Below are 19,192 nucleotides of genomic sequence, written 5' to 3'. Positions count from 1 at the left end.
ATTGGATTGGTAATAATGCGAGATAAAAAATAGCCTATGATGAAAGTAATGAATATGCTAATGATCCCAACGGTGAGGATTTTATTTCTGTTTCAGTTTGATCGTTACGAAGTATTTTGATTTCGATGATTTAGACAAATGATTAAATGCAAAATAGAAAAAATTGGAAAGAGGAATATAAGAGGAAATTGTCGAATATGTAAGATATGAAAGGGTGGTGGGTATACATGAAAAGTATAAAATTGAAGTTAATCATTATTTTTTCAGCAATTATATTAATTGTTAGTGGAGGACTTGGCATTACTTCTTATATTGGTGCATCGAATACTTTAACAGCTGAAATAAATCACACTTTGCCACAAATTGCAAAAGAAGCATCCAAAGTTATAGCGAGTAAAGTTGAAACAGAGTTTAGGGTTTTAGAAGAGATTGCAGGAAGAACTAGAATTTCTTCAGAAGAAAATCCTATGGAAAACAAGCAGTTAGCCATGCAACAAGAAGTCGATAGAAATAGATATCTAAGAATGGCGATTATAGACAAAAATGGTAATGCTACATATTATGATAATACGAAAGCAAATCTAATAGAGCGTCCCTATTTTCAAAAGGCAATAAAAGGAGAAAGGGCAGTGTCAGATACGATTGTCAGTAAAGTAGATGGTTCAGTGGTTGTTGTATTTGCTGTGCCGATTAAATACAATAATGAAATAACAGGTGTATTACTAGCCATACAGGATGGAAACTTTATAAGTGAGTTGACGAAAGATGCCAAATATGGAAAAAATGGATATGTTTATGTGATTAGTAGTGATGGCACAATGATAGGACATAAAGATAGACAACTAGTTTTAGATAAATATAATATATTGGATGAAGCAAAAAAAGATAAAAATTTAGAAGCGTTAGCAGAGCATACACAAAAAATGATAAATGGAGAAAATGGCGTAGGAGGCTATCAATTTAAAGGGGAATATAAATATATGGGATATGCTCCAATAGAAGGTACTCAGTGGTCTACTGGAGTGACTACCTTAGAATCGGAAGTTTTAGCAGGTTTAAATTCTTTAAAGCTTTCCATTCTAATAGCAACAACCGTTTCTTTAATATTTGGCATTGTACTTACTTATATTATTGGAAATTCTATTACAAACCCTATAAAGAAAGCGACAGAATTAGCTGAAATTATTTCCAATGGTGATTTTACAAAAGATATTCCCCAAAAATTATTAAACAAAAAAGACGAAATAGGAAGACTTACAAAAGCTTTTGATAAAATGGGCAATAATCTACGCCAATTAATAAGCAGTGTCGCAGATTCTTCGGAGCAGGTGGCGGCATCTTCAGAAGAACTTACAGCTACATCGCAACAGTTAGCAGTAGCTTCTGAAGAAGTGGCCAAAACGATTGAAGAAATCGCAAGGGGTGCAACAGATCAGGCAAGAGATACAGAAAAAGGTGCTTCTAAAACAGTAGAATTAGGTAAAATCATAGAATCAAACCAACAATATGTAAATGAATTGAATGATGCATCTAATGCAATTATAAAACGAATTGGAGAAGGTTTAGAAATTATTAATGATTTAACCTATAAAACTGCTGAAAGTAAAACCGTATCAAATGAAATCTATGAAGAAATCATAAGAACGAATCAAAGTTCAGAAAAGATTGGACAAGCAAGCAGTATGATTGCCTCAATAGCAGAACAGACAAATCTATTAGCTTTAAATGCAGCTATAGAAGCTGCAAGAGCAGGCGAAGCAGGGAAAGGATTTGCTGTAGTTGCAGAAGAAATAAGAAAATTAGCTGAACAAGCTACTACTTCAACAAAAGAAATAGATGTGGTAGTAAAAGAATTACAAGAGAATTCTCAAAAAACAGTTGTAATGGTGGAGAAAGTTTCAAAAGTTACAGAAGAACAGTCTGAAAAAGTAATTACAGCAGAACAGAAATATGCTGAAATAGCAGATGCGATACAAATATCAGAGAAAGTGATTGAGAAATTAATCCATGCTGAAAAAGAAGTAGAAAGCAAGAAAAATGAAATTATAGATATTATCCAAAATTTATCTGCAATCGCAGAGCAGAATGCTGCTAGTACACAAGAGGCTTCTGCTACTACAGAAGAACAAACAGCTTCTATGAATGAAATTGCGACAGCGAGTGAAGGATTATCAGAATTAGCGCAAGGATTACAAGAGGCAACGAGCAGATTTAAATTATAAAAATGAACTATTTATAAAGTGCAGTTGAGATTATAGACATACGTTGAATGCATACTTTGAAGAAGTACTATCGTTTCATGAAAGCTTTATAGAAACAACGCGTATGAAAAAATAACAAGAGATTAGATAAGAAAAAAGCATCTACAAAAAGGCGTAGATGCTTTTTTAATTATGAGTAGAGCAATTTTATAAAAGAGCTATTGAAAATATTTTTAAATAAAGATAGTATTTTATATGTACCATAATAATTCGTGTAAGCAGAAACATCTGCACGACAAAAAACATTTAGAAAAGAGGGAAAAACATGAAATTATTTTTTATATCAGATATTCATGGGTCATTATATTTTTTAGAAAAAGCGTTAGAAGCTTATAAAAAAGAAAAGGCAGACCATTTAATTATTTTAGGAGATGCGCTATATCATGGACCAAGAAATCCATTACCAAAGGATTATAAGCCAAAGGAAGTAGCATCATTATTAAATGCATATAAAGAAAAGATTATAGCAGTAAGAGGAAACTGTGATGGCGAAGTAGATCAAATGATGCTTGATTATCCAATGATGGGTGATTATTCCATCATTCTTTATAATAATAGAAAGTTATTTTTAACGCATGGACACATTTTTAATAAGGAGCATCTGCCAAATTTATGTGAAAATGATGTGCTCATTCATGGGCATACACATATTCCTGTAGCACAAAAATTAGATACGATATACTTACTAAATCCAGGGTCCATTACTTTACCAAAGGGAAATAATCCAAATTCTTATGGGATTTTAGAGGATGATTTGTTTGAGATTAAGGATTTAGAGAGAAAGATTATAAAGTCAATTAAGTTATAAGATTAATTTGAGCAAGCAGGATGGTATGAATGCTGGTTGAAAGATTAGTATAAACATATCCATTGATGTATTTGTATATGAATAAGTCGTAAAATCAGTATTTTACTGTTTTGGCGACTTATTTTATTTATTATAGATTTGTTCATTCAATATATGATCATGCTTGTTATTTTGAAGCGTGTGCTGTTTATTAAAACAAAGTTTAAAGAATTAAAGATTAAAAGCATTTTATTGATGAAATGAGTAGTGATAACAGCAAGTATTAGATGATCTTTACAATATTTATAAAATTACAAATTGTTGAAATAATAAATGGACATGAAGCATAAAATGTAGTAATATAATATAGTGCATTCCATAAAAACAAATGTGTTTTGTATGCGAACAAAAATAAAAAGGGGGATTTTAAGTGAAAAAACATGTAGCAATATTATTGATACTTGTGTTGATGATGTCATTGTTTTCCGTAGGATGTGTTAAGAAAGTAGAAACGGCTCAAGAAGGAGAGCAGGGGGCACAAGAAGATGTAATAAAAATAGGTGTATTTGAACCATTAACAGGGGCTAATGCTGCAGGTGGAGAATTAGAAGTTCAAGGAATAAAACTTGCAAATGAAAAATATCCAGAAGTATTAGGAAAAAAAGTGGAACTTGTTATTGTTGATAATAAATCAGATAAAGTTGAAGCAGCAAATGCAGCTACTAGACTTGTAGATAAGGATAATGTATCAGTAGTACTCGGGTCTTGGGGAAGTGGATTTTCAATTGCAGCAGGTCAAGTATTAAAGGAAAAGCAGGTTCCCGCAATTGGAACATCTGCTACGAATCCTCTTGTAACAAAAAACAATGATTACTACTATAGAGTTTGTTTTATAGATCCTTTCCAAGGAAAGGTTATGGCAAATTATGCTTTTAATGAAGTAGGTGCTAAAAAAGTAGCGCTTGTAATCGAAAAGTCAAACGATTATTCAGTAGGTCTTGCTAAATTTTTTGAAGAAGCATTTGTAGCATTAACAGGTGACGAAAATGCAATTGTATCAAAAGTTTTCTATATCACTGGAGATCAAGATTTTTCAGCACAACTTACAAATTTAAAAGATTCTGGTGCTGAAGCAATATTTGCGCCTGGGAACTTTACAGAGTCAGCACTTATCATGAAGCAAGCAAGAGAGTTAGGGATTGACCTTCCTATACTAGGGGGAGATACTTGGGAAACGCCTGATCTTTTAGATATTGCAAAAGAAACAGCAGAAGGTGTAGTATTCTCAACATTCTTCGATGCAAAAGCAACTTTTAATGAAAATACAACGGAGTTTTTAGAAGCTTATGAAAAAGCATATCCAGGTAAAGAGCCTGCTGCAGTTACAGCGCTTTCATACGATGCATATGTTTTAGCAATAGATGCAATTGAAAGAGCAGGCAGTGCAGATCCTAAGGCAATAAGAGATGCAATTGCAGCAACAAAAGATTTTAAAGGTGCTGCAGGAATCGTAAACTTTGATGAAAATGGAGATGCGGTTAAATCAGCCGTTATAAAAACAGTAAAAGACGGTAAATTTACTTTTAAAACAATTGTAGATCCTAAATAAATCAAAAAAATAATAAGGGCTTCCAGAAACGGAAGTCTTTATTTTCTTAAATTATAAATTGAAAATAATAGAAATGAAGAGATTGTTTGGAGGAAATCATATGATGAGTTTTCAAACCTTTATGCAACATTTAGTCAATGGTATTTCGTTAGGGAGTTTATATGCACTTATTGCTATCGGATATACGATGGTTTATGGAATTTTAAGACTGATTAATTTTGCCCATGGAGATATATTTATGCTAGGGACTTATTTTGCCTTTTATGCGATGACGTCTTTTATGCTTCCTTGGTGGGCAGCTTTTGTTATAGCCATCGTTTTAACTTGTGTGTTTGGCATGATCATAGAGAGAACAGCCTATAGACCTCTTAGAAATTCTCCAAAAATATCCGTTATGATTTCTGCAATAGGGGTATCGTTTTTAATAGAAAACCTTGCAATCGTCTTGTTTGGTGGAAGACCAAAAGCATTTCCAATACCACCTTTGTTTGGAAATATCATCAATATAGGTGGTGTTAGAATTGCAAATATTGTCTTTATCATTCCGGTGATTACGATTATATCGTTAGCCATTCTTTTATATATTATAAACAAAACAAAAATAGGGATGGCAATGCGTGCGGTATCGAAAGATTATCAAGCATCTATGCTGATGGGGATCGATGTAAACCATGTTATATCTGTTACATTTGGAATAGGTTCCGTGCTTGCTGCTATTGGAGGGATCATGTGGGCTATGCGCTATCCTCAGCTTATGCCGCTTATGGGAATTATGCCAGGACTAAAATGCTTTATCGCTGCAGTAGTAGGAGGAATAGGAAATATAAAAGGAGCCGTTATTGGTGGATTTATTTTAGGGCTTTCTGAAATCCTCATTGTAGCATTTTTACCCGAACTTTCAGGATATAGAGATGCATTTGCATTCGTATTTTTAATACTCATACTTTTATTTATGCCTGGTGGATTAATGGGTGAGAATATTAAGGAGAAGGTGTAGAGAATGAAGGAAAGAAAAAATATAAAAAAATTACTCAATATTGGAGCAATTTGTTTTGCCATTGTTTTGTTATATATATTTAATCAAGTGTTTAATTCGTTTCAAATGAGAATATTTAACCTTTGCGGCATTTATGTCATATTAGCCTTGAGTTTAAATCTGATCAATGGTTTTGTAGGATTATTTAGTCTCGGACATGCAGGGTTTATGGCAGTGGGCGCATATACCTGTGCATTACTTACAATGAGTCCTGATATGAAAGCAATGAACTTTTTTTTAGAGCCGATTGCGCCATGGCTTGAAAATATAAACCTTCCATTTGGAAGTGCATTAATTGTTTCAGGGCTTATGGCTGCGATCGCGGGTGCATTAATAGGCGCACCTGTTTTGAGACTAAAGGATGATTATTTGGCCATAGCAACACTGGGATTTGGTGAAATTATTCGTGTTATATTTACCAACACGCAAAGTATTACAAATGGTTCATTGGGACTCAAAGGTTTGGCTAAAATAGGTTGGTTTAATGCATCGAGTGAAAGTATATGGTGGATATGGGGGATTGTTATTTTAACCATTGTTTTCATGGTTCGCCTCATAGGTAGTAGTTATGGTAGAGCATTTAAAGCAATCAGAGAAGATGAAATCGCAGCAGAGGCAATGGGAATCAATCTATTTAAACATAAAATGATGGCTTTTGTGATCGGTGCATTTCTAGCAGGGATAGGCGGCGCTTTATTAGGACACCTAATCGGAACGATCGATCCCCTTATGTTTAGATTCTTATTGACATTTAATATTGTATTGATTGTTGTTTTAGGGGGTACAGGAAGTATCACAGGAAGCGTAATATCAGCGGTAATTGTAACGGTTGCGATGGAAGCTTTAAGAGTTCTAGATGGAAATATTGAAATCGGTGGATATATGATTCAAGGAATACCTGGAATGAGAATGGTTGTATTTTCGTTACTGCTTATGATTGTAATACTTTATTACCAAAGAGGACTTATGGGAACGAATGAGTTTTCGTGGGATATTTTAATCAAAAGATTTAAACCTAGCAAACATTAAAACTAAGGGAAGTGAAAATGTGTCTATATTTAAAACAGATAATATTACCATGAGATTTGGAGGCCTTACGGCTGTTTCAAACTTAAATATAAACATAGAAGAAAATGAAATTGTCGGATTAATTGGCCCAAATGGAGCAGGTAAAACCACGTGCTTTAATATGATTACTGGCGTGTATACAGCGACAGAAGGAAAAATACATTTTAAAGATGTAGATATCACAAATGAAAAGACCCACAACATAACAAAGCTTGGGATTGCAAGAACTTTCCAAAACATTCGATTATTTAAAGACTTGACAGTGTTAGATAATGTCGTGATTGCAAATCATATGCGATTAAATTCAAATATTGTGAGCGCAGTGATAAGAACGCCTAGTTACATAAAAAAAGAAAAGTATATTCATGAAAAATCTATCAATCTTTTAAAAAGTGTAGGACTAGAGGATCTAAAGGATGAAAAAGCTTCTTCATTGCCTTACGGAAAACAAAGAAGACTTGAAATTGCAAGAGCCCTTGCAACAGATCCAAAACTTTTAATTCTAGATGAACCAGCAGCAGGGATGAATCCACAAGAGTCCTTAGAGCTTATGGGTTTTATTAAAGAAATACGAAAAAATCATAAGCTATCTATACTAATGATCGAACACCATATGCAAGTGGTTATGGGTGTATGTGAAAGAATGTATGTACTTGACTATGGGGTTCTAATCGCTGAAGGAAATCCGAGTGAAATACAAAACAATCCAAAAGTAATAGAAGCTTATTTAGGAGTTGATTAGATGCTAAAAATAAACAACTTAAATGTTTTTTATGGGGGTATTCATGCACTAAAAGGGATTAACATAGATGTTGAGGAAGGAAAAATCATATCATTAATCGGTGCAAATGGCGCAGGAAAGACTACAACACTAGGCACTATTATGGGGCTTGTAAAACCGAGTGAAGGAACGATTTATTATGAAGGAGAACCGATCATCAATAGAAGAACAAAGGATATTGTAAAGAAAGGAATTGTATTAGCGCCAGAAGGAAGAAGAATTTTTCCGAATTTGACAGTAGAAGAAAATTTAATATTAGGGGCCTATGTCAGAGAAAATAAAGAAGCAATAAAAAAGGATATGCAGTGGGTATACTCATTATTTCCAAGATTAAAAGAACGTATGTGGCAAAAGGGAGGAACTATGTCAGGAGGAGAACAGCAAATGCTTGCTGTTGGAAGAGCACTTATGACAAAACCTAAAATCCTCATGTTAGATGAGCCCTCTTTGGGTTTAGCACCCTTAATCGTAAAGGATATATTTGAAATCATCAAACAAATCCACAAAGAAGGGGTTACTATTCTTTTAATTGAGCAAAATGCAAAGGCTGCACTTCAAATTGCTGATTATGGATATGTACTTGAAACAGGGAAAGTCGTATTAGAAGGAAAAGGAATGGAATTATTAAATAATGAAGAAGTTCAAAAGGCATATCTGGGTGAAGCACAATAGAAAAACTATCGGAGAATAAATCTCCGATAGTTTTTTATTTGCTTATCTTTTTATACTTTATAATTAAATGATGTTGTTTATCTATATGAGAAAATGCTCTATTTTACCTCTATTTCTATAAATCCGCACGAAAAACCTTAGATATTCATATTATATAAATCAAGAGAAAGGGAGGGTTAAAAATGTTAACGGGTATCCATTATATTTATATGCTGTTTATACTAATTGTATTACTAACAATGTCACGAAAGAGAGATACACTGATCCCATGTATACTAGGGATATTTTGTATGGGACTATATGCGAGTCAGGATATTATATTCTCCATAGGAGCTATATTTAACGCATTTGTAGTAGCAACAAAAGAGCTGATAGGGATCATACTTATCATATCTATTATCGTTGCATTATCTAAAGCATTAGAAGAAATAAAAGCGACACAATTAATGGTAACACCATTTATAAAAGTAATAAAAAATAGAACGAGTGCATTTTTTTCAGTAGGAATTGTAATGTTAATTTTAGCATGGTTCTTCTGGCCATCTCCTGCTACTGCATTAGTTGGAGCAATTTTCTTACCTATTGCTATTAGAGCAGGACTTCCAGCTATAGGGGTAGCTATGGCAATAAACTTATTTGGGCATGGATTCGCATTATCTACTGATTTTGTAATTCAAGGTGCGCCTACTATAACAGCAGCAGCAGCGGGCGTAGAGGTATCAGATATAATAAAAGATGGTATGATCTTATATTGGACTATGGCAATCGTTTCCATTGGCATAGCCTATTTTATGCTAGATAGAGATATTAAAAATGGGAAACTAAAAATTGAAGACAGTATGGAGATCTCTAAATATGAAACACATAGTAAGGAGGCAAAAATATCAGCTGCGTTAGTTCCGTTAGGATTTATAGCTGATGTAGTATGTATGTTTTTATTTCATCTAAAAGGTGGAGATGCTACAGCATTAATTGGGGGAACTGCTGTACTTCTGTTAATCATTATTACAGTCATTAATTATAAAAAAGAAGCATTAGAAAAAATAACAACATACATTCAAGATGGATTTGGATTTGGAATAGAAATTTTTAGCCCTATTATTCCCATAGCTGCTTTTTTCTATTTAGGGCAATTAGGACCTTTTACAGAAGCACTAGGAGGAAGTTTTTTATTAGAGGGATCTCAAGGGATCTTATCAGATATAGGAATAGCATTATCTACCTCTATCCCTATGAATAAAGGGATGGTATGTTCAATAGAAAGTACAGTGGGAGCAATAACAGGATTAGACGGATCTGGTTTCTCAGGGATATCTTTAGCAGGGTCTTTAGCTAAAATATTTGCGCAAGCTGTGAATGTAAAAGCATCAGTTTTATCAGCATTAGGTCAAATCACTGCAATTTGGGTTGGTGGAGGGACGATTGTTCCTTGGGGATTAATACCAGCAGCTGCAATATGTAGAGTATCACCAATAGAACTTGCAAAAAGAAATTTTATACCTGTAATGATCGGTATAATTGTGACGACTGTTGTTGCGATTTTTATTGTATAGCATATTAAAAGGCTAATAATGATCTGAAAAGTGTACAATGATTTATGAATATCTTTCAAGAATATAAAGGACATCTATCTAGAAATGATAGATGTTCTTGTATTCAATTGTTTTTCCTTATTTCTTCATCTATAGAAGCATGTTCTAATAATTCAGATATGGTTACAAATTCATACCCTTTTTCTTTTAGGGTAGGTAAAATTACTTTTAAAGCTTCAAGGGTATGACTAGGACCTTCAACATAATCATGAAATAAAACAATATCTCCATTTCCTACTTCAGAAAGAGTTTTTTTTATAATTACCCCTATACCTGGATTACGCCAATCGTTGGAATCCTGATGTGCTGACCATAATATAATCTTATAATTTTTTTCACTGGCGATATTTATGACGGTTTTGTTACAAAATCCGAATGGAGGACGAAGTAGTTTTGGATGAATACCAGCTACTGAAAAAATTTCGTCTTGTGTTTTTTCAAATTCTTCTTGTATCTTTTTTTTAGGGGTTTGCTTTACATCGATATGTGTAAAGGTATGATTACCAATTTCATGACCTTCTAGTACTTCTCTTTTTACCACATCAGGATACAACGCTACGTGCTTTCCAAGAACAAAAAAAGTAGCTTTTGCATCATATTTTTTTAATAGATCTAATATTTGTGGTGTAAATCTAGGATGGGGACCATCATCAAATGTTAAAGCAATGACTTTTTTGTCATTAGGGCCATTTCGAATAATTTCTGAATGATTTGTATCAAAAGGGATAAATGTTTGTATACGATTTATAAGAGATGTAGTTGTATATATGTGATGAATGGTAAAAGCAATGATTAGTAAAAAAATGATAAGCATAATGGTAGATTTTTTTTTCATTTTATTCTCCTTTTTTAAATAAAGATATAGGCTGACAATCTAAATTTTAAGTAAAGAACACGAAAAATGGATGTTTGGGTGTATGATGATGAAAGGTGATAATAGGATTAGATAATAAAAAACTTCTTATAATATTTATTGTATGTAATGGCATAAAATACATTATTTCTATAGAATGATCATGTACTTTCATATTGAATAATATTTTAAATAGGCGTAAAATGAAGATGTGAAAATTTGTAAATAAACGGGGAGGGGGATGGTTACATTGAAAAACTTTATAAACACAAAGTGCTTATTTGAAAATTTAGAGAAGGATCATATTGTTATTGTAGATTGTAGATTTGACTTGTTCGATCCAGAATATGGAAGAAGTGTGTATGAAGCAGCCCACGTTGAGCATGCTTTTTATCTAGATATGAATACTGATTTATCAGGTGAAAAAAAAGAACACGGTGGATCCCGACCACTTTCAGATCTAGATGTTTTTCGGAAAAAGTTAGAACATATGGGGATTGATAACGATACAACGATTGTCATATATGATGAGCACTTAGATGGCACACCTAGGCTTTGGTGGTTTTTGAAATATTTAGGACATGAAAAAGTCTATGTGTTAAATGGTGGCATGAGAGCATGGGCACAACAAGGTTATCCTATAACGAAAGAAATACCAAAAGTGATAAAGAAAGGGAAATACAATATAAAAGTAGATGAAAGTATTTTTTGTGATAGGACATATGTGAAAGAAAGAAAAGATTTAGATGATGTAATATTAATTGATGCGAGAGCTTATGAAAGATACACAGGAGAAAATGAGCCTTTATATAAAAAAGCAGGGCATATACCAGGGGCTATAAACTATGCTTGGAAGAATAATATAGAAAATGGTTTTTTCAAGAGAAAAGAAGCATTAGAAAAGGATTTTAAAGAAATAATGAAGTATGAGGAAATTATATTTTATTGTGGTTCTGGAATTGCAGCTTGTGTGAATTGTTTAGCGTTAAATGAAATAGGGATTCATTCGAAGGTGTATATTGGAAGCTTTAGTGATTGGATCAGCTATGAAGACCATTTGATCGCTACAGTCTAAAAATAGCTCAACAAGGATGCTGTAGATTTTTTAAAATGATTTCAATAGCTTCAACGATTTTTTGTAGAAACTTGGTAATGGCAATTGAAATTTGCACATATTCCGACATATAAAAATGGTATTTATTTCTTGCACCGTTAACCTATCTTTGCAAAAGAAAAACGACGGCTTTGAATGTCATTTCAAAACCGCTGTTTAGCCTATAATATTCTGTTTTGGTGCAACTATACAGCTACCAAAACAACGTTTTTTTATTACCGTTGGACGGCTATCGATTATAAGTAAATTAAATATAGCGATATTGCTTTTTATATATAACAAGAACCGTAGCGGACAGTAAGAAAGTCAAAAACTCTGCCACAGGGATTGCCAACCATATGCCATTTATATTTAGTATTTTAGGTAATACAATCAGACCTATTGTGATAAACCCAAATGTACGGAGAAACGAAAGAATAGCTGATATTTTCCCATTAGATAATGCAGTAAACATAGCACAAGCAAAAATGTTCAATCCGCTAAACAAGAAACTAAAAGCAAATATCGCAAATCCGTTTTGAGCAATCGAGTAAACAGTGTCACTATCTTTTGCAAAGGTGCGAACAATGTACTCACCACCCAAAAATGAAATCAGAAAAACCAGTATAGATACTGTGAAAACAAACCCAATACATAGCTGAAAAACTGATCGTAGTTGGTTTATGTTTCTACTACCGTAGTTATATCCAATGATTGGTGCAACTCCCATAGAAAAACCTATATATAAAGTCGTTAATAAGAATTGGGAGTAAATGATAATTGTAATAGCAGCAACGCCATCTTCGCCAAGTAACTTTAACATAGTTGCATTAAATAAAAATGTAGTAACTGCAGTTGCAAGCTGACTTACCATTTCTGATGAGCCATTGAAACAGCTTTCACACAAGATAGACAATCGCATTTTAGGTTTGCATAAGTGCAATCCTCCTTTGTTTTGTAAAAAGAAGATACAACCTGCAACGGTAGGGATCATATACCCCATACTGGTGGCAAGAGCTGCTCCAGCGATCCCCATTTTTAAAATTGCAATAAATACATAATCAAATAAGGCGTTAGTACAACCTGCAAAAACTACAAGCCAAAATCCAAGGCTAGGTTTTCCAGCTGTTACGAATAGATTTTGGAAAAGCACTTGTAAGATACTTGCCGGCGTGAAAATAAGAAGTATTTTCAAGTAATCCTTGCAATATGGAAATAATAGATCGCTTGCTCCCAGCACCTTGATGATCGACTCGATATAGAGCAATCCCAATATGGCAATCAACACGCCAATAGTTAAACCTGTTAAAATAATAAGTGAAAAGTCTTCGTGAACTTCCTGCTCGTTGTTATTCCCCATTTTTCGTGAGATAATTGCATTCCCACCTGTTGCAAGCATTGTACCCAAGCCGACGATGATATTGATAACTGGGCAAACTATATTGATTGCCGACAATGCATTTGTGTTCACGAGCCGTGCAACAAATATAGTATCCACAATGGTGTAAAGCCCCATGAATACCATCATAAAAATGGTGGGGAAAGCAAATTGTAGAAGCAATTTGATATTGAATTTTTGAGCTAAAGGATTAATAGATTGCTCGCTATCAATCTGTTCAGTTTCTTTCATCTGTTAGTTCCTCCTGGCAGGTATTTAGTCATCAGTTTACTTGAAAATGCTTTGGTGACACCTTTCCTGCGATATTGTGGATGTACGCCTAAAAAATCTATGCGACCAGTTTCTTTACAAAAAACGAGAACGTCGACTACAGCCATAACATTTTCAATGCTGCCTCTCATAACAGGCGCCTCCTTTCACAACAAGTATAACAAGACCAATAAGTATTTGTTTTGCTTATTCTTGCGGTTTTTTCAGTTGAAATAATTTTTTATTAGTTTTACCTAAATTTCACGGCAACTTGAATAACGCTATAAGTTGGTTTATGCTACGAAAAATCCAAGTAGAATGTTCTGTATTTTAACATAATTGGAATTTTACGATTGTATCCTTTGATTGCACCTTATTGATGGTTTTCTACTGGAATATCGAATCTATTATCCAATACAAGGTCATTTTTAATGAGTTCGAAAAATTTCGTTATCTTTTACATTACATTTACTGCTATATTTTTACTCAATATATGAGCAAAAATGCAAAAAAAGAACCTTTCAATCGTTATTTTCTTTCACCCATTGGGTAAAAGCTGGATTTGGTTGAAACCTTTGCATACTATGGCTTGAAGGGTGATTCTAAATATGTTGACGTAGAATCTAGGTTATAGTAAATTGTTGATATAATCAATATAAGTATATTTCTTAGATAGGTCAGTAAAATGCAATTATGAAAATCTCCGAGAATGAGATACATATGGGAAAGGCTGTGATGAAATTGAAAAAAGAAGTCGTATCACTCATTGAATGTAGAACGTATGATTATGATGTTGTAAAAGTGTCCATGGAAAAGAGTTTTGAAAATTTGGGGGGAATCAGTAAATTTATCGATAAAGGAGATAAAGTTTTATTAAAACTAAATCTTTTAATGAAAAAGAAACCAGAAGATGCAACCACAACACACCCTATTTTTGCAAAAGCTTTAGCAGAAATATTAATAAATTATGGGGCAGAGGTGGTTATTGGAGATAGTCCTGGAGGTCCTTTTAATATGTCACTTTTAAGAGGGGTTTATAAAGCGTGTGGTATTGAAGCGATCGCAGAAGAAGTGGGTGCTAAATTAAATGATAATACAAATACCATAGAGATTAAAAATCAAGAAGGATTGATTTTAAAAAAAATAAAAGCCATCGAAATTTTAAAACAAGTAGATAAAGTCATATCTGTATCAAAATTAAAAACCCATGGGATGATGATGTTTACTGGCGCTGTAAAAAATATGTTTGGTGTGGTTGGTGGACTAGAAAAGGCAGAATACCATGTACGAATGCCCAATAATGATGATTTTTCAAATGCATTAGTAGATATCTGTTTGGCATCAAAGCCAATTTTATCCTTCATGGATGGGATCGTTGGGATGGAAGGCGCTGGTCCTAGTGGTGGAGAACCAAGAGAGATAGGAGCAGTGATTGCGTCTAGCAGCCCATATCATTTAGATGTAGTCGCAACGAAGATTATTGGACTTGAACCTACGAAAGTACCGACAATTAAAAGATGCGTGGAAAGAGGATTGTGTGAAGGAGATCTTGAAGATATTCTATTAAGAGGGGACAATATAGAGAATTTTATATTAGATGATTTTGTCGTTCCTGAAATAAGAAGTTTAGACCTACTAGAAGGGATTTTACCAAAATTTTTAAGAGAGATTTTAAATGGGCTGTTACAACCAAAACCAGTGTTTATCCATAATAAGTGTGTAGGATGCAGTGATTGTGCAAAAAATTGTCCACCAAAGGTCATTGAAATGATTGATAAAAAGCCTATAGTAGATTTAGATGGATGCATTCGGTGCTTTTGTTGTCAAGAACTCTGTCCAGTGCAAGCTGTTGAAATTCATAGACCGATGCTTATGAAATTATTGAGTAAGCTGTAGATCAAATCTCTTAAGGATAAGAAAAAATAATTAAATCTATTGAAAATCTTATATCTATGTATTATAATACATAGATATAAGATATAAATTTATTATTAGAGGGGAGGATATATTTTGTGCATACCTATAAAACAAATCCTGAGTTTTTTGAACAAAAATCAGAAATACTCAAAGCATTAGCTCATCCAGTTAGACTTTGTATCATACAAACGCTTTATAATAATGGACCTACGAATGTGACAGATATGCATAATTGTTTAGATAAACCTCAATCAACTATATCCCAACATATTTCAAAATTAAAATCTGCAAATATCATTATTGGAAAAAGGCAGGGTACAGAAATTACTTATTCTATAAAAAATGATGAAATAAAAAAAATTATTCAAATATTATTTTGATTTTTTTTAATCTAAACATTTGATTATTCTAATATTCAAATAATCAAATATAAAAAACGAAGGGAGAATGATTATGAAAAAGACAGATTTACTAGTAATAGGAGGAAGTGCAGGAGGGATATTAAGTGCAAATACTGCTAGAAAGGCATATGGAGATATAAAAATTACTGTAATACGTGATACACAAAAAGTAATGGTACCTTGTGGAATTCCATATATTTTTGGGAGACTTAAAGATACAAGCAAGAATGCTATTCCTGATGGAATATTAACAAATAATGATATTGAAATTATGATTGATAAAGTAATAAAAATTGATAAAGAAAATAAAGTGGTAGAAACAAAAAATAATGAGTTGATTGAGTATAAAAGATTAATTATTGCTACAGGATCGCTTCCTTTTATTCCTACCTTTATTCCAGGTCATGATTTAGAAAATGTTTATACAGTGTTAAAAGAGGAAAATTATTTGAAAAAAGTATTAGAAAAAACAAAAGAAGCTGAGAATATTGTAGTTATTGGAGGCGGATTTATAGGGGTAGAATTTGCTGAGCAAATGAGACTATTAGATAAAAATGTAACGTTAGTTGAATTAGCAGATGCATGTTTATGGCAAGCTTTTGATAAAAAATTCACAAATGAAATTGAAGAAAATCTTAGGGAAAACGGTATTAAAGTAAAAACAAAAACTAAGGTAGAAAAGATACTAGGGAATACGAAAGTAGAAGCGGTTCAATTAGATAGTGGAGAAAGAATCAAAGCGGATTTGGTAATATTAGGAATGGGTGTTAAACCAAACGCAAAATTAGCTAAGGATGCAGGTCTTGAATTAAATGAAAAAGGTGCAATTGTGGTGGATCAATATACGAGAACTTCTAATTTAGATATTTTTGCTGTAGGAGACTGTGCAGAGAAGAAATGTTTCTTTACAGGTAAAAACGTGCCTGTATTGTTGGCGTCTACTGCTGCAACGGAAGCAAAAATAGCAGGATGTAATGCTTTTCAATTAAGATTAATCAGACAGAATAAAGGAACGATTAGTGCATTTACAACAAAGTTTTTTAGTACAACTTATGCAGCAGCAGGAATGACAGAAGCGAAAGCAAGAGAAGAAGGGTTTAGCATTATGATAGGAGAATTTTCTACTTTTGATAAGCATCCTGGTTCTTTACCAAATACAAAAAAAATTAATATCAAATTAATTTTTTCAAAATGCTCAGGCGTAATTTTGGGGGCTCAAATTTCAGGAGGGGACTCAGTTGGTGAGATGATCAATATATTAAGTCTTGCTATACAAAAAGGAATTACAGCCTCTGAATTAAATACTTTTCAGGTAGCAACGCATCCTTTGGTTTCAGCATCTCCTGTTGCATACCCTATTAACGAAGCATCTATGAACGCCATTTCAAAGAATTGTAAACATTTAAATGAAGATTTTCAAATATAAAAATTTAGGTTCAACGACGAGTTTTGTGATTAAATAAAATTTCCATAAATTACATTACCCATTCACTGGTAAAAAGGGTACAAAAAATCCGACATTATGAGCAGGAGTTATTACTTTTCCGTACTAGAATGCCTGCCTAATGCAAAGCCTGTACATGAAAACCTACGGATTGCTTTTGCTAAATATCCAAAACTTGAACAGCTTCATTATCTCAAAGAAGTATTTAGAATATTCTTTGACCTTGCAACAAAGGAGAATGCTACAGCGTTTTGGATTTCTATAAAGATTTAGCAACAGAATATGATATTCCTGAACTAAAAAAATTCAAAAAAACTCTTGATAACTGGAAGCTATATATTCTAAATTATTATGATTATCCTATATCCAATCGAACTACAGAGGGTAATAATCATAAGATAAAAAATATTAAGCGCAGAAGTTACGGATATCGTAATCGTGATAATTGGGAAATTAGAGTGAAACACGAATTTAAATGTGCTTAAAATTTCAGTTTTTCAAGGTGCCTAGGATACGTGTAACTACTTATGTTGTTATAATTATCCTTTATAGGAATAATAACTATATATAGATAAAAATATCAAATATATCTAAAATTATGTTTCTACGTTCGTGGAAAATATATCAATAATTTTCCTGTATCGTATATCTTGACAGAGTATGTGTACGATTTATCAAAATATTTATGGTTGAACCTAATAAAATCTTAACTTTCCCTATTACCATAAGGAAAGTTTTTTTTATGGAAAATTTCAAATAAATTCTTGAATAAAAAATGGTAAAATATTCATAATTAAGAAGGAAATAGAATGTTTTCATAGTATTATTAATATAAGAGATGAATTTTAAAAAGTGATGAAATTGTTGAAAAGTCAATTTTATCATAAAGTATTTAATAACCCAATTATTGCAGCTGTAAATGATCTGAAAAAATTAGATGCAGCAATTCTTTAGATATAGGGATAAAATCAATTCGTTCTACGAGACCTAAGGCTATGACTATTTCTACAAGTAAAGAAGAAATATGATATGCGTAATACTTGATACTTTTTACCAATCACTATTGGAAAAAACACCGTGGATTGGGAAAAAATATCAATCAATAGGGGAATCATATATTGAATTTAAAGAAAATTATGAAAATTGTATCTGGCATGATATTTGCTTATATAACATAATAAGAAGTTAAAATTAAAAAAAAGGAGGTGAAAAAATGAAACATATAGGTACAATTTGTGGAACTGCAATTGCAGGTATGTTTGTTATGAGTGTTTGGGGAGCATTTGCATCAAAATATGGAATTGGTGGAGGCTGGTTTGCAGGATTTATCATTATTGGAACAATGTGGTTTATAAATCACTATATTGGACTTGTTAATAATGATGGAGCATTTGTAGACATGGCACTAGGAATTGGTGTATGTGGAACAATGAGAGATGTCTTTAGACATGGCGTTGCTGCTGGTACATCTTCAATACCAACATTAGGATGTGTCATAATAGGAGGAATTATCGGGGGCTTGGTAGCTTACAAACTAGAAGTATATTTAGCTGAAAAGAAGAAAGCAGAAAGTGCAGCATAGAATCGTTTAAAAATTTATGAAGGGGGGTAACCATATGACATCAGCTAATATGATTACGACTTTAGCAGGAGCCTTCATCTTTCCTTTCTTGATCAGATTATGTTGGGGTAAAATGGTTGATAATTGGGGAGCAATAGGTGGATGGATGGCAGCCGGATTTATTGTAGGAACTGCATGGTGTATCAATCATGGTGTTGGGCTAATCGTACAATCAGGTGATGCTTGGATTGATATGGCATGGGCAGCTGGGTGTGGGTTGTTCGCAGCATCAACAGCATCAGGGGATAATATTGGAAAAGGTTTAACAAACGGATTCTTTGCAATTGTTGGAGGAACAATAGGTGGATTTATACTTTCATGTTTGTAAAATTAACATCTAGGGCTTTTATGCCCTAGAGTTTAAAAAATAGGTCTCATTCTTTATAAGATTTTTTACTATATATTTGAT

Annotated in this window: 17 protein-coding genes and 1 pseudogene; 15 read left to right on the top strand and 3 right to left on the bottom strand. The window is 32.9% G+C overall.

Features of this window, described 5'->3' with window-relative positions; translation table 11 throughout:
- Window positions 1-227 precede the first annotated feature (227 nt).
- The 8 genes from EV214_RS08210 (at window position 228) to EV214_RS08175 (ending at window position 9,767) form a co-directional block, all read left to right on the top strand.
- Window positions 228-2,222, top strand: a complete 1,995-nt coding sequence (locus EV214_RS08210) for a methyl-accepting chemotaxis protein (protein ID WP_165916307.1) — start codon at window positions 228-230, stop codon at window positions 2,220-2,222.
- A 304-nt stretch (window positions 2,223-2,526) separates the two neighbouring features.
- Window positions 2,527-3,069, top strand: a complete 543-nt coding sequence (yfcE, locus tag EV214_RS08205; protein ID WP_132244601.1) for a phosphodiesterase — start codon at window positions 2,527-2,529, stop codon at window positions 3,067-3,069.
- Between the two features lie 409 nt (window positions 3,070-3,478).
- Complete coding sequence (locus tag EV214_RS08200; protein WP_132244599.1) at window positions 3,479-4,657, top strand: ABC transporter substrate-binding protein; 1,179 nt, start codon at window positions 3,479-3,481, stop codon at window positions 4,655-4,657.
- A gap of 100 nt (window positions 4,658-4,757) precedes the next feature.
- Window positions 4,758-5,654: a branched-chain amino acid ABC transporter permease gene (locus tag EV214_RS08195; protein WP_330571278.1), complete on the top strand. Its 897-nt coding sequence runs from the start codon at window positions 4,758-4,760 to the stop codon at window positions 5,652-5,654.
- 3 nt (window positions 5,655-5,657) lie between these two features.
- Window positions 5,658-6,722: a branched-chain amino acid ABC transporter permease gene (locus EV214_RS08190; RefSeq protein ID WP_132244597.1), complete on the top strand. Its 1,065-nt coding sequence runs from the start codon at window positions 5,658-5,660 to the stop codon at window positions 6,720-6,722.
- Between the two features lie 19 nt (window positions 6,723-6,741).
- Window positions 6,742-7,503 (top strand): ABC transporter ATP-binding protein, encoded by a 762-nt coding sequence (locus tag EV214_RS08185; RefSeq protein WP_330571277.1) that lies wholly within the window; start codon window positions 6,742-6,744, stop codon window positions 7,501-7,503.
- Window positions 7,504-8,214 (top strand): ABC transporter ATP-binding protein, encoded by a 711-nt coding sequence (locus EV214_RS08180; RefSeq protein WP_132244595.1) that lies wholly within the window; start codon window positions 7,504-7,506, stop codon window positions 8,212-8,214.
- A gap of 182 nt (window positions 8,215-8,396) precedes the next feature.
- On the top strand, window positions 8,397-9,767 hold the full coding sequence (locus EV214_RS08175; protein ID WP_132244593.1) for a hypothetical protein: 1,371 nt from the start codon (window positions 8,397-8,399) through the stop codon (window positions 9,765-9,767).
- A 103-nt stretch (window positions 9,768-9,870) separates the two neighbouring features.
- Here EV214_RS08175 and EV214_RS08170 read toward each other — a convergent pair whose 3' ends face one another.
- On the bottom strand, window positions 9,871-10,641 hold the full coding sequence (locus EV214_RS08170) for a polysaccharide deacetylase family protein (protein ID WP_207669657.1): 771 nt from the start codon (window positions 10,639-10,641) through the stop codon (window positions 9,871-9,873).
- A 268-nt stretch (window positions 10,642-10,909) separates the two neighbouring features.
- Here EV214_RS08170 and EV214_RS08165 point away from each other — a divergent pair, with 268 nt between their 5' ends.
- Window positions 10,910-11,734 (top strand): sulfurtransferase, encoded by an 825-nt coding sequence (locus tag EV214_RS08165; RefSeq protein ID WP_165916306.1) that lies wholly within the window; start codon window positions 10,910-10,912, stop codon window positions 11,732-11,734.
- Between the two features lie 286 nt (window positions 11,735-12,020).
- Here EV214_RS08165 and EV214_RS08160 read toward each other — a convergent pair whose 3' ends face one another.
- Together EV214_RS08160 and EV214_RS08155 are read right to left on the bottom strand one after the other, a co-directional pair.
- Window positions 12,021-13,382: an MATE family efflux transporter gene (locus EV214_RS08160; protein ID WP_132244589.1), complete on the bottom strand. Its 1,362-nt coding sequence runs from the start codon at window positions 13,380-13,382 to the stop codon at window positions 12,021-12,023.
- Window positions 13,379-13,552, bottom strand: a complete 174-nt coding sequence (locus EV214_RS08155; protein ID WP_132244587.1) for a GNAT family N-acetyltransferase — start codon at window positions 13,550-13,552, stop codon at window positions 13,379-13,381. Before EV214_RS08155 ends, EV214_RS08160 begins: the two co-directional genes overlap by 4 nt.
- Window positions 13,553-14,135: 583 nt before the next feature.
- Between EV214_RS08155 and EV214_RS08150 the strand changes: the two genes are divergently transcribed.
- The 6 genes and pseudogenes from EV214_RS08150 to EV214_RS08120 all read left to right on the top strand — a co-directional run bounded on the left by EV214_RS08150 (window position 14,136) and on the right by EV214_RS08120 (window position 19,111).
- Window positions 14,136-15,296 carry a DUF362 domain-containing protein gene (locus EV214_RS08150; protein WP_243116599.1) on the top strand — a complete coding sequence of 387 codons (1,161 nt, stop codon included), beginning with the start codon at window positions 14,136-14,138 and terminating at the stop codon, window positions 15,294-15,296.
- A 116-nt stretch (window positions 15,297-15,412) separates the two neighbouring features.
- Window positions 15,413-15,697, top strand: a complete 285-nt coding sequence (locus EV214_RS08145; protein ID WP_132244583.1) for an ArsR/SmtB family transcription factor — start codon at window positions 15,413-15,415, stop codon at window positions 15,695-15,697.
- Window positions 15,698-15,770: 73 nt separating this feature from the next.
- On the top strand, window positions 15,771-17,144 hold the full coding sequence (locus EV214_RS08140) for an FAD-dependent oxidoreductase (RefSeq protein ID WP_132244581.1): 1,374 nt from the start codon (window positions 15,771-15,773) through the stop codon (window positions 17,142-17,144).
- Between the two features lie 266 nt (window positions 17,145-17,410).
- A pseudogene (locus tag EV214_RS19660) lies at window positions 17,411-17,647 on the top strand (transposase); the annotation flags it as partial.
- A 728-nt stretch (window positions 17,648-18,375) separates the two neighbouring features.
- On the top strand, window positions 18,376-18,744 hold the full coding sequence (locus EV214_RS08125) for a Lin0368 family putative glycerol transporter subunit (RefSeq protein WP_132244575.1): 369 nt from the start codon (window positions 18,376-18,378) through the stop codon (window positions 18,742-18,744).
- A gap of 34 nt (window positions 18,745-18,778) precedes the next feature.
- Window positions 18,779-19,111: a Lin0368 family putative glycerol transporter subunit gene (locus EV214_RS08120; RefSeq protein ID WP_132244573.1), complete on the top strand. Its 333-nt coding sequence runs from the start codon at window positions 18,779-18,781 to the stop codon at window positions 19,109-19,111.
- The last annotated feature ends 81 nt before the right edge of the window (window positions 19,112-19,192 follow it).

The sequence above is a fragment of the Marinisporobacter balticus genome, assembly GCF_004345705.1.
Taxonomy (GTDB): Bacteria; Bacillota; Clostridia; order Peptostreptococcales; family Thermotaleaceae; genus Marinisporobacter; species Marinisporobacter balticus.
The sequence above is the reverse complement of the archived record's forward strand: the minus strand, read 5'-3'. Positions and strand labels throughout refer to the sequence as shown.

What these genes read in the sequence shown, in the direction of transcription:
- EV214_RS08150 (WP_243116599.1), top strand. Translation starts at nt 14,136, where the DNA reads ATGAAATTGAAAAAAGAAGTCGTATCACTCATTGAATGTAGAACGTAT.
- EV214_RS08160 (WP_132244589.1), bottom strand. Translation starts at nt 13,382, where the DNA reads ATGAAAGAAACTGAACAGATTGATAGCGAGCAATCTATTAATCCTTTA.
- EV214_RS08195 (WP_330571278.1), top strand. Translation starts at nt 4,758, where the DNA reads ATGATGAGTTTTCAAACCTTTATGCAACATTTAGTCAATGGTATTTCG.
- EV214_RS08170 (WP_207669657.1), bottom strand. Translation starts at nt 10,641, where the DNA reads ATGAAAAAAAAATCTACCATTATGCTTATCATTTTTTTACTAATCATT.
- EV214_RS08175 (WP_132244593.1), top strand. Translation starts at nt 8,397, where the DNA reads ATGTTAACGGGTATCCATTATATTTATATGCTGTTTATACTAATTGTA.
- EV214_RS08210 (WP_165916307.1), top strand. Translation starts at nt 228, where the DNA reads ATGAAAAGTATAAAATTGAAGTTAATCATTATTTTTTCAGCAATTATA.
- EV214_RS08155 (WP_132244587.1), bottom strand. Translation starts at nt 13,552, where the DNA reads ATGAGAGGCAGCATTGAAAATGTTATGGCTGTAGTCGACGTTCTCGTT.
- EV214_RS08120 (WP_132244573.1), top strand. Translation starts at nt 18,779, where the DNA reads ATGACATCAGCTAATATGATTACGACTTTAGCAGGAGCCTTCATCTTT.
- EV214_RS08140 (WP_132244581.1), top strand. Translation starts at nt 15,771, where the DNA reads ATGAAAAAGACAGATTTACTAGTAATAGGAGGAAGTGCAGGAGGGATA.
- yfcE (WP_132244601.1), top strand. Translation starts at nt 2,527, where the DNA reads ATGAAATTATTTTTTATATCAGATATTCATGGGTCATTATATTTTTTA.
- EV214_RS08125 (WP_132244575.1), top strand. Translation starts at nt 18,376, where the DNA reads ATGAAACATATAGGTACAATTTGTGGAACTGCAATTGCAGGTATGTTT.
- EV214_RS08180 (WP_132244595.1), top strand. Translation starts at nt 7,504, where the DNA reads ATGCTAAAAATAAACAACTTAAATGTTTTTTATGGGGGTATTCATGCA.
- EV214_RS08190 (WP_132244597.1), top strand. Translation starts at nt 5,658, where the DNA reads ATGAAGGAAAGAAAAAATATAAAAAAATTACTCAATATTGGAGCAATT.